Annotated in this window: 12 protein-coding genes; 10 read left to right on the forward strand and 2 right to left on the reverse strand. The window is 69.8% G+C overall.

All coding sequences use genetic code 11. The features are described 5' to 3' along the window. Positions 1–56: 56 nt before the first annotated feature. Genes HG543_RS12665 through HG543_RS12680 form a run of 4 tightly spaced genes read left to right on the forward strand, consistent with a single transcriptional unit; the run spans position 57 to position 5,622 of the window. Positions 57–1,433, forward strand: coding sequence for a diaminopimelate decarboxylase family protein (locus HG543_RS12665; RefSeq protein WP_246356971.1), 1,377 nt, complete (start codon positions 57–59; stop codon positions 1,431–1,433). Further along, positions 1,430–3,403, forward strand: a complete 1,974-nt coding sequence (locus tag HG543_RS12670; RefSeq protein ID WP_169344984.1) for a hypothetical protein — start codon at positions 1,430–1,432, stop codon at positions 3,401–3,403. Before HG543_RS12665 ends, HG543_RS12670 begins: the two co-directional genes overlap by 4 nt. Before the next feature lie 8 nt (positions 3,404–3,411). Then, entirely contained in the window at positions 3,412–4,500 is a 1,089-nt protein-coding gene (locus HG543_RS12675) for a thioesterase domain-containing protein (protein ID WP_169344985.1), read from the forward strand. Between the two features lie 24 nt (positions 4,501–4,524). Next, positions 4,525–5,622: a thioesterase domain-containing protein gene (locus tag HG543_RS12680; RefSeq protein WP_246356972.1), complete on the forward strand. Its 1,098-nt coding sequence runs from the start codon at positions 4,525–4,527 to the stop codon at positions 5,620–5,622. A gap of 4 nt (positions 5,623–5,626) precedes the next feature. On the opposite strand, the gene HG543_RS12685 is transcribed toward HG543_RS12680, so the two are convergent. After that, positions 5,627–6,175 (reverse strand): NUDIX domain-containing protein, encoded by a 549-nt coding sequence (locus HG543_RS12685; protein WP_169344986.1) that lies wholly within the window; start codon positions 6,173–6,175, stop codon positions 5,627–5,629. Between the two features lie 86 nt (positions 6,176–6,261). Between HG543_RS12685 and HG543_RS12690 the strand changes: the two genes are divergently transcribed. Together HG543_RS12690 and HG543_RS12695 are read left to right on the forward strand one after the other, a co-directional pair. Next, a complete protein-coding gene (locus HG543_RS12690) occupies positions 6,262–7,179 on the forward strand; it encodes a LysR family transcriptional regulator (protein WP_169344987.1) in 918 nt (305 codons plus the stop codon). Positions 7,180–7,327: 148 nt separating this feature from the next. After that, positions 7,328–8,083, forward strand: a complete 756-nt coding sequence (locus HG543_RS12695; RefSeq protein ID WP_169344988.1) for an SDR family NAD(P)-dependent oxidoreductase — start codon at positions 7,328–7,330, stop codon at positions 8,081–8,083. 10 nt (positions 8,084–8,093) lie between these two features. Here HG543_RS12695 and HG543_RS12700 read toward each other — a convergent pair whose 3' ends face one another. Then, positions 8,094–9,005 (reverse strand): LysR family transcriptional regulator, encoded by a 912-nt coding sequence (locus HG543_RS12700; RefSeq protein WP_169344989.1) that lies wholly within the window; start codon positions 9,003–9,005, stop codon positions 8,094–8,096. 114 nt (positions 9,006–9,119) lie between these two features. Between HG543_RS12700 and HG543_RS12705 the strand changes: the two genes are divergently transcribed. From HG543_RS12705 to HG543_RS12720, 4 genes are all read left to right on the forward strand, one after another. Continuing rightward, positions 9,120–10,142, forward strand: a complete 1,023-nt coding sequence (locus HG543_RS12705; protein ID WP_169344990.1) for an alpha/beta hydrolase — start codon at positions 9,120–9,122, stop codon at positions 10,140–10,142. Between the two features lie 46 nt (positions 10,143–10,188). Then, positions 10,189–11,523 (forward strand): leucine-rich repeat domain-containing protein, encoded by a 1,335-nt coding sequence (locus HG543_RS12710; protein ID WP_169344991.1) that lies wholly within the window; start codon positions 10,189–10,191, stop codon positions 11,521–11,523. Positions 11,524–11,641: 118 nt separating this feature from the next. Then, the gene (locus tag HG543_RS12715) at positions 11,642–12,877 is read left to right on the forward strand and encodes a tetratricopeptide repeat protein (RefSeq protein ID WP_169344992.1); all 1,236 of its coding nucleotides are present in this window, start codon (positions 11,642–11,644) and stop codon (positions 12,875–12,877) included. 102 nt (positions 12,878–12,979) lie between these two features. Next, on the forward strand, positions 12,980–13,612 hold the full coding sequence (locus HG543_RS12720; protein ID WP_169345011.1) for a response regulator: 633 nt from the start codon (positions 12,980–12,982) through the stop codon (positions 13,610–13,612). Positions 13,613–13,617: the final 5 nt, after the last annotated feature.

The following is a 13,617-nucleotide window of genomic DNA, read 5'->3' on the forward strand; positions in this document are numbered from 1 at the left end:
CCACATCCCGCACTTCCAACTCGACAGACACCACAACCCGCATCGAGGGTTTGAACTTGTCCGCGCACTCCGTCGTTGCTCCCGAGGGGAGCACGAATCAAGCGACCGACGTCTCGCGGTCTCTTCCTCCCGAGACCTGGGGCCTGACGCGAGCCGAAGGCGGGTTGTGCCTGGAAGGCAAGCCGCTCGCGGGCCTGACGGAGCGCTGGGGCAGCCCGCTCTTCGTCGTCCACGCCGCCCGGCTCGCCGAGAACGTCCGGCGCTTCCAGCAGGTGCCGCGAGGCCAGTCGCGCGGTGTCGAGGTCTACTATTCCTACAAGACCAATCCGATTCCGGCCGTGCTCCAGAAGCTGTCGCGGCTCGGCGTTGGAGCCGAGGTGGTGTCTCCGTACGAGCTGTGGCTCGCCATGCGGCTCGGGGTCGCGCCCGGAAACATCATCTACAACGGCCCGGGCAAGACGCCGGATTTCGCGCGCAAGCTCGTCCAGAGCGAGCTCCTGCTCACCCATCTGAACCACCGCGAGGAGATTGCGCTCCTCGCACAGGCCGCCACGGAGCTCGGCAAGCGACCCAACGTGGGCATCCGTCTGGCCACCTCCGATAGCTGGTCCGGCAAGTTCGGCGTGCCGATCGCCGGAGGCCAGGCGCTGGCGGCCTACGAGGAGGCGCTGTCACATCCCTCGCTGCGGGTCGTCGGGCTGCACGCGCACCGTGGCGTGGCCATCCAGGATGCCGACACGCTGGAGCGCTTCCTTCGCGAGGTGCTGGAGTTCTGCGACACGCTCCACGCCCGGCTCGGCCTCGACCTGGAGTTCCTCGACCTCGGCGGCAGCCTGGCGGTCCCAACGGTGCTGCCGCTGGACGACTCGCCGCTCCCGCTCGCCGAGCGGGTCCGCCGCAGGCTCTCCATCGAGCGCTACCTCGAGCTGCTCGTCGAGTCGGTCGAGGACCACTTCCGCCGCGCCGGCCGTCCCACGCCCCGCATCCTGCTGGAGCCCGGACGTGCGCTGACCGGCAATACCCAGATGCTCCTCTGCCGGGTCAACAGCCTCAATGCGGCAGGGAAGGGGCCCGCGCACGCCATCCTGGATGCCGGCGAGAACATCGCCCACATCCTGCACCGCGAGTATCACGAGATCTTCCACGCCGAGCGGTGGGGTGAATCCCCGAGCGAGCCGTACACCCTCGACGGTCCCACCTGCAGCCCCATGGACTCCCTGCGGGCGTCCATCGAGCTCCCCCGACTCCGGCTTGGGGACACGCTCGCCATCATGGACGCGGGCGCCTATCTGGTCTCCTTCTCGAACTCCTTCTGCTTTCCGCAGCCGGGCATCGTGGTCCTGGAGCAGGGCCGTGAGACGCTCGTCCGTCGCGCGGAGACCTACGAAGACATGGTCGACCGGGACCTCTACGCGAACGAGGTCTCCCGATGAGAGCCTCTTCGATGTTCGTGGTTCCGCCGCGGGATGCACCGTCCTGGGTGCTGCGCGGCGATGCCGTCGAGCTCTCCCTCGGGCGGATCGAGGTGACGTACCGCGTACCCGGGGAGTCGCCGCGCATCTCCGTCGCCGGGCAGCCGTTGTCGATCGATGACGCGCCGCCGGCCCAGGGTACGGCGGCGTTCGCCCTGGCCGCCGGCTCCGACAGCATCCTGGTCTCGGACCGGGATGCTGGCGTGGCGATGCTCATTCCACGCGACGGCGCGTCGCTGCTGGAGGCCCAGGCTCCGCTCTATGTCACGGAGCCGGATTCCGGACAGGCGGGCCAGTTCCGCGTGACGTCCCATGGTGGGGCGGCCTCCACGGGCGTATTGTACGTCGCGCAAGCCTTCGGGCACACGACGGGCTGGGTACCGGCGGTGCACGGCGCCCTCGACAGGCTCCCGGAGCCGGTGCCATTCACCGCGGCGATCCGGCGACAGGAGGACGCGGCCTACGCGCGCCGGAAGGCCGAGCGCTCGGCGGGCATCCACGTCGTCCCCCTCCATTACAGCGACTCGGAGTCGGCGACGATCACCCCCGCCGATGTCGCCAACACCTCGCGCCCGGCGCTCATGAACCGCGAGGCCGCCCTGTTGTGGCTCGCGGACAATCGCGAACTCGCCCGGGCCAGCATGGGCGCGGCGGCCATCGTGAACGACTGCCGGCCGGAGACCTGGATCCTGCACCAGCTCGCCGAGCATGCGCGGCAGGAGGAAGTCCCACTGCATGCCGTGCGCTATGCGTTCGAGGAGTTCGAGTGGCTCCGGCAGCTGGCGCGCACTCCCCGGTCGACGAAGGTGGCCTCGGGCGTCGCCGAGCTCCTGGCCGCGTCCGCGCCGGCAATCCACACGCGGCGCGAGCTCAGGGACGCGCTGCTCGCGTCGGGGATCGATCCACGGCTCAATCCCTCGGTCGACTTCGAGGCTTCGAGCCGGGCGCTCATGGCTGGCGTGCCGGAGAGCGGAACAATCTGGTACCAGGCCGTCAACTGGCGTGAGTGGCTGTCGCTGGAGTCGGGCAAGCAGCCCTACGTGGTCATCCCGCCGCTCGGTCAGGCCAGCGCGCTCTCCCCGGAGCAGGCCGCGGAGCGGGCCGGAGCCTTCCTGGCCCAGCGCTCGCCGGGGCTCCAGCACCTCTTCACCCCGGAGGATCCGCGCGGCGTCGTGCTCGTGTCGCAGGGCAATGGCTTCTCCGCCTGCAGCCGCCGGCACTGGCGCGCGATGCTGGGGCTGGCGGCACGGATGGAGGAGACGCAGTTCCTGTTCGCGGGCGGGAGTGTGGAGGATCGCGCGTGGCTGTCGCTCGAGCTGGAGCGCTCCCGGCTCCCGAACGTGACGCTGCTCGGATGGATCGACGAGCACTGGAGCACGTTCCTCCGGGCCCTCGTCGCGAAGCCGCGGGCGACCTTCGTCTGTCGCCCGGGCCTGAGCAGCATCGGCGCGGCGCTCGTGAACGGCATTCCTCCGCTCCTCATGACGCCTGACCCACTGGAGTGGCCGGAAGGCGCCGTGGACGCCATCACCGCGGAGGTGGCCATGGAGCGCGCGGTCTACGCGTTCCAGCTCGAGCGGCTGTATGCCACCCAGTGCGCCACGCACCGGGATTCGCCGCTGCCGGTCCTCGTCGACACGCTCGGCGACAACCCGGAGCGGGCGCTGGCCACGCTGCGCCGCGCGGTGGACCCCGCCGTCCAGCTGCGCCAGCGGGCGGCGATCAACGGGTACTGCGACTGGTCGCGTGTCGCGCATCTCATCGCGAGCGTGCTCGCGCGCGAGGCGGGCTCCGGCGCATTGCCCATCCAGGTCAAACGGCGGGTGCGCGACCAGGAACTCTCGGTGCTCCGCGAGCCGTTCGGTGCGCTCCAACCGCCATCCCCCCGCCGCCATCGCCACGATGGGATGCGGCTGGTCGAGCACGAGTGAGGAAGGTCATGCCCCAGCATCCCGTGGTACCCCGAGACTTCTATGAGCTGCGGCTCTGGCAGATCTGGTCAGGCATCCTGCACAGGGACGCCACCGAGATTGGGATGAAGGATGACTTCTTCGTCCTTGGAGGCAACCGCACCCGGGCGGAGGCCGTCCTGTCCGTGATCGCGACGCGCTTCGATGTCCCGCTCTCGATGGAGACGTTCCTGAAGGAGCCGACCATCGAGCGCATTGCGTGCCACCTGCGCGCGCGTTCGAGGAAGCTCAACGAGGAGCCCGTCGTTCCGCTCCAGCCACACGGTTCGAAGCGCCCCTTCTTCTTCCTGCCGAGCGGGGAGGGGAACGTCTTCAACTTCCACGCGCTCGCGCGCCGGATGGCGCCGGACCAGCCCGTCTACGGCCTCCAGACCCGGGGGCTCCATGGCGAGCCCCCGCCGTTCGACCGCGTCGAGGACATGGCGGCGGACCACATCCAGTCCATGCGTGCCGTGCAGCCGCGCGGCCCCTATCTCCTGGGGGGCCACTGCATCGGCGCCATGGTCGCGTTGGAGATGGCCCTGCAGCTGCAACGCCAGGGAGAGCGAGTGGCCCTGCTGGCCTCCATCGATGCGCTGGCGCCCGCTCCCTTCTATGCCGATGAGGTCGTCACCTTCGTGGATGATCCCACCGACTACTTCGTCTTCCTCTCGAAGGGCTTCAAGTACTGGTTCGGCGAGGACGTGCCGCTGGAGCGCGAGGCGCTGGTGGGGCTCGACCTGGAGCGGCAGGCCGCGCGCTTCATGGACCTCGCCAGGAAGCACGGCATCTACACCCCGGACGCGCCCGATGAACGCGCGAACCGGGTACTGGACCTCGGCCGTCGCATCTGTCGCGCGAGGTATGTGCCGGCGGACCGCTTCACGGGCACGCTGGCCTTCTTCCGCGGCCTCGACTCCCTGTTGTGCGTCACGCCCACGGGAGGCTGGGAGGAAGTCTCGACTCAGCCTCCACGCGTCCGGGACCTCCCGGGCAACCACGTCACGCTCGTCACCGAACCCTACGTGGACCGCCTGGCGCGCGAGCTCCGGGCCGTCATCGCGGAAGCGCAGGTGTGATTTCCAATGATGCATGTGAGAACGATGATGCCCCAGCGTTTCATCCCCCCACGAGACGCCTACGAGCTGCGAGTTTCGCGAATCTGGGCGGACACCCTGCGCAGAGACGCCAGCGGAATCGGGATGCAGGATGACTTCTTCGGCCTTGGTGGCGACCCCGCCAGCGCGGAGGTCCTCCTGGCCGCGACCGCTGCGCGATTCGATGTCCCGCTCTCGATGGAGGCCTTCCTGAAGGAGCCGACCATCGAGCGCATCGCCTGTCAGCTCCGCGCGCGCTCCAGGAGGCTCAACGAGGACCCGGTCGTCCCACTCCAGCCGCATGGCTCGAAGCGCCCCTTCTTCTTCCTGCCGGGAGGAGAGGGGACCACGCTCAACTCCCATGCGCTGGCGCGCTGGATGGGGCCGGAGCAGCCCCTCTACGGCCTCCAGACCCGAGGCCTCTACGGCGACCGCAAGCCGTTCGAGCGCGTCGAGGAGATGGCGGCGGACCACATCCAGTCCATGCGCGCCGTGCAGCCACGCGGCCCCTATCTCCTGGGAGGCCATTGCTCCGGCGGCATGGTCGCGCTGGAGATGGCCCTGCAGCTGCAACGCCAGGGAGAGCGAGTGGCCGTGCTCGCCGTGTGCGACGCCTGGTCGCCCGCGAACATCCGCCTCCGATTGCCGAACGAGACCTTCCTGGTCGACCTCGTCGAGTTCTACTCCATCGTCGGGGCTGGCTTCCGGTACTGGTTCGAGGTGGACATCGGGCTGAAGAGCGATGAGATGCACGCCCTCGATGCGCGACAGCGAATCAAGCACTTCATGGACCTCGCCCGGAAGCACGGTGCCTATCCGCCGGACGAGCCCGACGAGCGCATCGAGCGCATCCTGGCGCTCTATCGAGCCGCGAGCTATTCCGGTTATGAGCCCGCCGAGCGCTTCCAGGGGCCCATCACCTTCCTGCGCGCCATCGACAGCAAGTTCTGCGAGACGCTCACCGAGGGCTGGGAGGACGTCTCGACGCAGCCGCTGCGCCTGCGCATGGTTCCGGGCAACCATGTCTCGCTGCTGACCGAGCCGCACGTGCAGGCGCTGGCGAACGAGCTTCGCGCCGCCATCGCGGAGGCGCAGGTGTCCTGAGGGCTCAGAGCAGCCCTCGCAACCTCAACAGCCCGAGCGCGGCGACCGTCGTGGCGTCCCGGATGCGGCCGTCGCGAACCCTCTCCTCGACCTCCGCGAGCTTGAACCTCGCGGTGACGAGGTCCTGTTCCTCGCGCTCGAGCTGGGCTTCCCCTCGAATCAGCCCGCGCGCCAGGAACACATGGTAGCTCTGGGTCGAATAACCGGGAGCGAGCAGCAGGCTCCCCGCGTGAACGAGCTCCGCGGCCTCCAGGCCCGTCTCCTCCCGGAGCTCCGCGCGCGCGACCTCGGCCGGGGCGGTGTCTGGCGCCTGCTCCCACGCGCCTTGTGGAAACTCCCAGAAGCGCGCCTGTGACGGGTACCGGAACTGCTCGACGAGGTGCACGCAGTCACCCTCGACGGGCACGACCACGACGAAGTCGGGCTTCTCGACCACTCCGTAGATGCCCGAAGACCCATCGGCGCGGAGGACCCTGTCCTCTCGAACCCGCATCCACCGGTTCGAGTAGACCTCGCGTGAGTCGAGCGTGGTGATGTCCGGCTTCCTCGTCATGGCTGTCCTTCCTACGCGCACGCAGCGCTCAGGTCCTTTCGTAGCGCCGGAGAAGAGGCCATGGAAGGATGGACAGAGGATTGCCGATGTCGAAACTGCCGGACTTCGAGGGACTGGCGATGTTCGCCAAGGTGGCCGAGGAGCGCTCGTTCGCGGCGGCCGCGCGGGCCATGGGCGTGTCCGTCGCGACCGTATCGCGTGGCGTCAGCCGGCTGGAGGAACGGCTGGGTGCACGGCTCTTCAACCGCACCTCGCGCCGGCTCGCGCTGACGGCGTTCGGGCGGACGTTGGCGGAGAGCGCCAGCCGCCTCTATCACGACGCCGAGGCCCTGGAGCACGCAGCGCGGGAACAGTCCGCCCAGCCGCGCGGCCTCATCCGCCTCGCAGTGCCCATGTCCTTCGGGCTGCGCTGGGTGGCGCCGCTGATGCCGAAGTTCTTCCGCGCCTATCCGGAGGTGTCGGTGGACCTCCACCTCTCGGACGTGGCCGTGGACCTGGTAGGGCAGGGCTTCGACGCGGCGCTGCGCATCCAGGTGCAGCTGGATTCGTCGCTGGTCGCGCGGCGGCTCTGTCCCGTCTCACGCTTCATCGTCGCGGCGCCGCGCTACCTGGAGCGGCATGGCCGGCCGAAGCACCCTCGCGACCTGATTGACCGGGACTGCCTGGGCTACGCCTACCGTGCGCGGAGCGACGTCTGGCGGTTCGCCAATGCCGCGGGCCAGGAGGAGACCGTCACCCCCGCCGGCCGGCTTCGCGTCACCAACGCGGATGCCCTGGTGCCCACCGTGCTCGCGGGGCTCGCCATCGCCGAGCTGCCCGAGTTCATCGCGAGCGAGTACCTCCGGGACGGAAGGATGGAGGTGCTCCTGAAGGATTGGCCGCTGCCCACCGGCGGCCTCTACTTCGTCACCCCCACCACGGGCGTGCGCCCGGCCAAGGTCGAGGCGCTCGCCGCCTTCCTCGCGGACCACCTCTCCAAGCCCACGTGGCGCTGGCCTCGCTGACACGGCACCGTCGACCTCTGCATTCCTGCAACGATGGTTTGCGGTCCTTGCTGTTTCGGCGCCATGCGCGTCCCGGTACATGTGTCTCCACACCCCGGGCGACAGCCGATGCGCCCCGGCGCACGGCCCGCCCCACAGGAGACGCACCATGTCCCGCAAGCTCGAAGGAAAAGTCGCAGTCATCACCGGAGCCACCAGCGGTATCGGCCTCGCGTCCGCCCGGCGGTTCGTGGCCGAGGGCGCGCACGTCTACATCACGGGCCGCCGCCAGGCGGAGCTCGACGCGGCCGTCGCGGCGCTGGGTAGGAGCGCCACCGGCGTGCGCGCCGACGCATCGAGCCTGGCCGACCTGGATCGGCTGTTCGCCCGGGTGCGCGAGGAGAAGGGCCGCATCGACGTGCTCTTCGCCAACGCGGGCGGCGGCTCGATGCTGCCGCTCGGCGCCATCACCGAGGAGCAGTTCGACGACACGTTCGGCCGCAACGTGAAGGGCGTGCTCTTCACGGTCCAGAAGGCGCTGCCGCTGCTGGCCGAGGGCGCATCGGTCATCCTGACCGGCTCGACCGCGGGCACCGAGGGGACCCAGGCCTTCAGCGTCTACGCCGCGTCCAAGGCGGCGGTCCGCAGCTTCGCGCGCAATTGGATCCTGGACCTCAAGGGCCGGAACATCCGCGTCAACGTGCTGAGCCCTGGCTCCACCCGCACGCCAGGACTGGTCGAACTCGCCGGGCCCGACGCCGCGCGGCAGCAGGGACTGCTCGACATGCTCGCCTCGAGGATTCCGATGGGCCGGGTGGGGGAGGCCGATGAGATCGCCAAGGCGGCGGTCTTCCTGGCCTCCGACGATTCGAGCTTCGTCAACGGCGCCGAGCTCTTCGCCGATGGCGGTCAGGCCCAGGTGTGACGAGGCCTGTTCAGGCGGAGAGCACCGCGCTTCGCAGCAGGTCCACGAGGGTGGCGAGCGCCGGGGCGAGCGGGCCGTGGCGCTTGTGCACCGCGCTCCACTGCCGCCAGTAGCCCCTGCGACCGAGGCTTCGCGTGACGAGCCCTCCTTGCGCCAGATGCGGACCGAGTGACCAGCGCGCGAGGAGGCATATCCCGTGCCCGGTCCGCACCAGCTCCACCATGCCCTCGGTGAGTGGGAGCGTGCGGATGCGCAGGGCACCGGGCTTCCGGGGCAGGAGCTCGTGGCGGAAGCGCTCCTCGTCCTCCGCGGGGAGCGGGTAGAAGTAGACGGTCTGCTCGACCAGGTCCGCGCCTGTGACGAAGGGGCGCGCGGTGAGCGGGTGGCCCACGGGCAGCACGGCCACGAGCTCGTCGCGGAAGAGGGGCGTGGAGACGAGCCCGGGAGCGCTCACGGGATAGCAGCACAGCGCCACGTCCAGCCGGTCCTCGAGAAGGGCCTCTTCCACCGAGCGCGTGGCCTCCACGTCCATCCGCAGGTCCACCTCCGGGTGCGCGGTGGACAGCCCCGTCAGCACGCGCGGAAGCCACGGGTAGCAGGTGTAGCACTGCGCGGCGATGCGCAAGGGGCGCGGCGGCGTGGGTGTCAGGGCGGCGCGCAGCTGGGCTTGTTCCCGCGCGAGCCTCGGCAGCACCTCGGCGGCCAGCGCCGCCAGCCGCTGGCCCGCGGGCGTGATGACCATCCGCTTGCGCACGCGCTCGAAGAGGGTGACTCCGAGCCGCTCCTCGAGCCCCGCCAGCTGGTGGCTCACCGCCGACTGACTCAGGTGCAGCCGGTGCGCCGCGCGCGTCACGCCTCCCTGCTCCGCGATGGCCTGGATGAGGCGGAGGTCTCTCGCCTCGAGGGTGCTCTCCTGGGACATGTCATGAAGCTACGTCATGAACTTGGATGCCATCAATGCGTTGGACGCAACAACACCTCCAGAGGCACGTTGGCCCCATCACTGGCCGCGTGCGGCCCACCCAGGAGGAAGTCCATGGCCATCACATCTCGTTCGATGACGCTGCTGCTCGAGCAGGCAGTCCTCGCCCTCGCCGTGCTCACCGGTGTCGCGACAGGCGTTGCCCACGCGCAGTCTCCGGACCGCACCCAGGTCGAGCGGCTCACGTTCCCGGTCCCCGGTCCCTGCGCGGGCGGGTGCAAGGTGGTGGGGTACCTCTACCACGATGGAACCCCCTCCGGCCGACCGCTCCAGGTGCTCGTCCACGGCGGAACCTATGACCACCAGTACTGGGACCTGCTCGAACTCAACGGTCGCGCCTACTCCTACGCGCGCTACATGGTGCGCCGGCAGTACACGGTGCTCGCCATCGATCAGCTCGGCGCCGGGGAGAGCAGCCGCCCCGACGGTGACGCGCTCACCGTGGACGTGGCGAGCGCCGCGGTGGACCAGGTGGTCCGCGCCATGCGCGGTGGCCAGAACGCGCTGGGGCTCTCCTTCGAGCGCATCGCCCTCGTGGGCCATTCGCTCGGCAGCAACGTGTCCATCCACGCCCAGGGCTCGCTGCGCACGCCCGTGGACGCGCTGGTGTCGACCGGGCTCGGACACGTGGCGCACGAACTCCCGCTCCCCGAGGAGCTCGTGGACCGTGCCCTCGACGCGCCCTACTGGCACATGACGCCCGCGGAGCGCACCGCCTCGTTCTTCCACGCGCCCGAGGTGGACCCGGACATGGTGGCCTACGACAACGCGCGCTTCACCCATCCCATCTCGCGCGGCATCTTCCTCACCGCCATGGCCCGCACCTTCGAGCCCGCGGCCACCAAGGTCGACGCCGTGAATGTCCCGGTCCTCGTCCAGCTCGCGGACCACGACGTCCTGTTCGGAAGCGCCTACGCTGACGGCGAGGCGGCCCTCTGGAGCGCCGCGCCGGAGGTGACGGTGCAGCGGCTCGAGAACATCGGGCATTGCTACAACAGCCACCTCACGCGCCATGAGAGCTGGCGCGGCATCGCGAGCTGGCTCGGGCGTGTGCTCGCCCGGGCGCATGAGATGTGACATTCCGCGCATGAACGCCAGGAGGTCCTCCGGTAGACTCCTGGTCATGGACAAGAGTGTCTTCGCCGAGCGGTTGGGGCGCGCCGCCGAGCGGGCCCGGGACTACGCGCGCATGCTCATCGTCGAGCCGCTGCCGGACTCCATCCGCTTCGACGTCGAGCTCAACTGCTCCCACGACGGCAAACCGCTGCACCCGGATGAGCGGGTCTACCCGGAGGACCCCGAGCGCATCCCGGCCTCCTCCCGCTCGCGGCTCACGAGAGAGGAGGTCGTCGAGCTGTTGTGGCGCGAGGGCGCGGTCCCCCGGTGGATCAACCTCAACGTGACGCGGGAGGGCGGTGAGCACACCCTCATCGACCTGGCCTGCTGCGGCCGCTTCACCGCCAACGAGCAGCTCCTCTATCACAAGCACCAGGGATATCCGCCCTTCCAGGCCCTCAGCCCACCCCTGCCTTCGTCGTACGAAGATGAGAAGGGAGGGCGATTCAGCCTGTACTGGCACTCGCGGGTCAGCAGCCAGCGGGAGCTGGCCACGGTCCGGGAGCGGTCCATGCACGTGGAGATCCTGGCGCTGTCCGGCTCCGACCTGGATGACGAGGCCCTGGAGGCGTTCGCTCGCGCGCCGCTGCCGGCACTGCGCCATCTCCGGCTGGAGAAGACCCGCGTCCAGGGACCGGGGCTCCGCCCCTTCGCGGACCTGCCGCTGAGCTCTCTCTCCTGGCAAGCGGACCCCGGGCTGCCCATCGACCTCCGGGTCCTCGAGCGGTTCTCCCGGCTGGAGGAGCTCGAAGTGGAGGTCCAGTCCTCGCCCCTCGGAGGGGGCTCCACGTTCTCCGTGCCGCGGGGCTTGAGGTCGCTCCACCTCCGCGTGCCGGCCTTCGCGGACCTCGGCGCGCTGAGCTCCCTCGATTCGCTCGAGGGGCTCGACCTGGCCGGCTCGTCGGTCAAGTCGCTGGAGGGGCTCACCCGGTTCCGGCGGCTGGACACCCTCCAGCTCCAGAGGACCGCGGTGGAGGACGAAGACCTGCGTGCGCTGGTGGGGCTCACCCGGCTGGGGACGCTCGGATTGAACGAGACCGCCGTGAGCGACGCGGGGCTCGCGCACCTGCGGAAGCTCCCGGCCCTCCGTTACCTCGAGCTGGACAAGACGCGGGTCAGCGACCGGGGGCTGAAGCACCTGTCCCGCCTGCGCCTCAAGGCCGTGCACCTGCGCGGCACCCAGGTGACGGAGGAGGGCGTCGCGTGGCTCCGGCGCGAATGCCCCAGGTTGCGCATCTTCTCCGCGTTCGAGCAGTACACCTTCCCCGAACCCGGGACGTGGGGGCTCGAAGGCCATGTACGCCGCCTCTGGTCCTTGCTGACGCGGGGTTGTGTTGCTTGACCCGGTCCGCCATGCGGCGCAGATGCGGAAGGAATGAGGATTCCGTGATGCAGGACGCGGGGCTCGCGAGGTCTTCTTCGCGCGTCCCTCGCAGTCGGAATCCGAAGGAGCCCGCCCCGTGTCCGGAAGTCCCCTCTACCGTGTTGCCCTGATGACCCTCCTGCTGGGGGGCATGACTCCGGCGTGCAGGACCGTGACACCTCCGGCGCGTCAGTCTCCCGCTGGCCCGCGGGGGGACGCCAGGCACCTGGAGGCACGCCTCGACGAGCTCCGCCTGGGACCCGACGGCCCGCGGCAACGCCAGGGCCTGGAGATGCTCGCCCTGGAGCTGCGGGACGCCCTGCGCTTCGAGCCGGAGAACCCGCACCTGCACTACCTCCTCGGGCGCACCGCGTTCTATCTCGAGCGCGATGCCGAGGCCGGTCGCGCCTTCGATGAAGCGCTGCGGCTGGCGCCGGACGTCGCCGAGTACCACTTCATGCGGGGCTTCTACCTGCGCTTCCAGGGAGACCTCGCCGGCTCCGAGGCGGAGCTCACCCGGGCCGCCGAGCTGGACCCGGGCAAGGCGAAGCACTGGAGACAGCTCGGCGCCACCCTGGAGGCGAGGAAGGAACTGCCCCGCGCCCTGGCGGCCTACGAGGCGGCGCTGGCCATTGCCCCCGAGGATGCGGAGTCCCTGCGCGGCAGGGGGCAGGTGCTGATGGCGCAGGGCAGGGTGGACGAAGGCGTGGCGTTGCTGGAGAAGGCCGCGGCCCTGGGCACGTCGGACGACCTGTCGCTGCGGTACAACCTCGGCCAGCACTACCAGCTCGCGGGGAAGCACGAGCAGGCGCTCGAACACTTCCGTGCCGTCATCGCGGCGGCACCGGACGACTGGAGGGCCCGCGCCAAGCTCATCCAGGAGCACCAGGCGCTCGGTCAGCTCGCCGAGCGCGACGCGCAGCTCACGGCCCTGCGCGAGCTGAAGCAGCGCGGCGCGGTGGACAGCCCCTTCTTCGTGCGCGAGCAGTTCGAGGAGTCGGGACACAAGGTGATGGTGTTCGAGCACTTCGAGCTCGAGGGCGAGCGGGCGGTGCGCTACCGCTTCGAGGTGCTCACCCCCGATGGGGAATCCGTTCAGCGCACGCTCAGCCTCGGCTCCTACGAGTTCACCAACAAGGCCATCACGGAGAACCGGACACCCGGGGTGCGTATCTTCCACCTGGATGGCTACTTCCCGGACGGCGCCCACCAGACGTTCGGATTCTTCGATGGCGAGCCGTCCTACGATGCCATCCGGGAGCTCGTGGTCGAGGTGCTGCGCGGGAAGCGAAAGCCCGCCTCGGGGACGTCCCCGCTTCCATCCCGGGAGTGACGGCGGGTGGCTGGTACCGCCTGACCGAACCTGGGATAAGGGAGGCCGCTCCCTCTTTCGGGGGATGCCGCCGGGAGTCGCGGCGGGTATCCAACGACCGTGATGACTCCCACAGGCTCCACCATCCGAATCCTGGTGGTCGACGATCATCCGCTCCTGCGGGAAGGCCTCGGCGCGATGATTGCCGGGCAGGCGGACATGGCCCTGGTCGCCGAGGCGGAGAACGGCGAGCAGGCCTTGAGCGCCTTCCGCGCGCACCAGCCCGACATCACGCTGATGGACGTGCGGATGCCCACGATGGGAGGCATCGACGCCATCACCGCGATTCGCGCGGAGTTCCCGGCGGCGCGAATCATCGTCCTCACCACCTACGAGGGGGACGCCCAGGCACTGCGCGCCATCAAGGCCGGCGCGGCCGGGTACCTGCTCAAGAGCATGCTCCGCAAGGAGCTGGTGGAGACCATCCGCAGCGTCCATGCGGGACGGCGCCGCATCGCCGCGGACATCGCCAGCGAGCTGGCGGAGCACGTGGCGGATGACGAGCTGACCGTCCGCGAGCGTGACGTCCTCGCCCTCGTCGCCGTCGGCAACGCCAACAAGGAAGTCGCCGCCCGGATGGGTATCTCCGAGGAGACGGTCAAGACGCACATGAAGAACGTCCTGACCAAGCTCGGCGCCCGGGACAGGACGCACGCGGTGGTCGTCGCCCTGAAGCGGGGCATCATCGACATCTGAGGCCG

The sequence above is a fragment of the Pyxidicoccus fallax genome, assembly GCF_012933655.1.
GTDB lineage: Bacteria > Myxococcota > Myxococcia > Myxococcales > Myxococcaceae > Myxococcus > Myxococcus fallax.

What these genes read in the sequence shown, in the direction of transcription:
- HG543_RS12670 (WP_169344984.1), top strand. Translation starts at nt 1,430, where the DNA reads ATGAGAGCCTCTTCGATGTTCGTGGTTCCGCCGCGGGATGCACCGTCC.
- HG543_RS12675 (WP_169344985.1), top strand. Translation starts at nt 3,412, where the DNA reads ATGCCCCAGCATCCCGTGGTACCCCGAGACTTCTATGAGCTGCGGCTC.
- HG543_RS12680 (WP_246356972.1), top strand. Translation starts at nt 4,525, where the DNA reads ATGATGCCCCAGCGTTTCATCCCCCCACGAGACGCCTACGAGCTGCGA.
- HG543_RS12685 (WP_169344986.1), bottom strand. Translation starts at nt 6,175, where the DNA reads ATGACGAGGAAGCCGGACATCACCACGCTCGACTCACGCGAGGTCTAC.
- HG543_RS12690 (WP_169344987.1), top strand. Translation starts at nt 6,262, where the DNA reads ATGTCGAAACTGCCGGACTTCGAGGGACTGGCGATGTTCGCCAAGGTG.
- HG543_RS12695 (WP_169344988.1), top strand. Translation starts at nt 7,328, where the DNA reads ATGTCCCGCAAGCTCGAAGGAAAAGTCGCAGTCATCACCGGAGCCACC.
- HG543_RS12700 (WP_169344989.1), bottom strand. Translation starts at nt 9,005, where the DNA reads ATGTCCCAGGAGAGCACCCTCGAGGCGAGAGACCTCCGCCTCATCCAG.
- HG543_RS12705 (WP_169344990.1), top strand. Translation starts at nt 9,120, where the DNA reads ATGGCCATCACATCTCGTTCGATGACGCTGCTGCTCGAGCAGGCAGTC.
- HG543_RS12710 (WP_169344991.1), top strand. Translation starts at nt 10,189, where the DNA reads ATGGACAAGAGTGTCTTCGCCGAGCGGTTGGGGCGCGCCGCCGAGCGG.
- HG543_RS12720 (WP_169345011.1), top strand. Translation starts at nt 12,980, where the DNA reads ATGACTCCCACAGGCTCCACCATCCGAATCCTGGTGGTCGACGATCAT.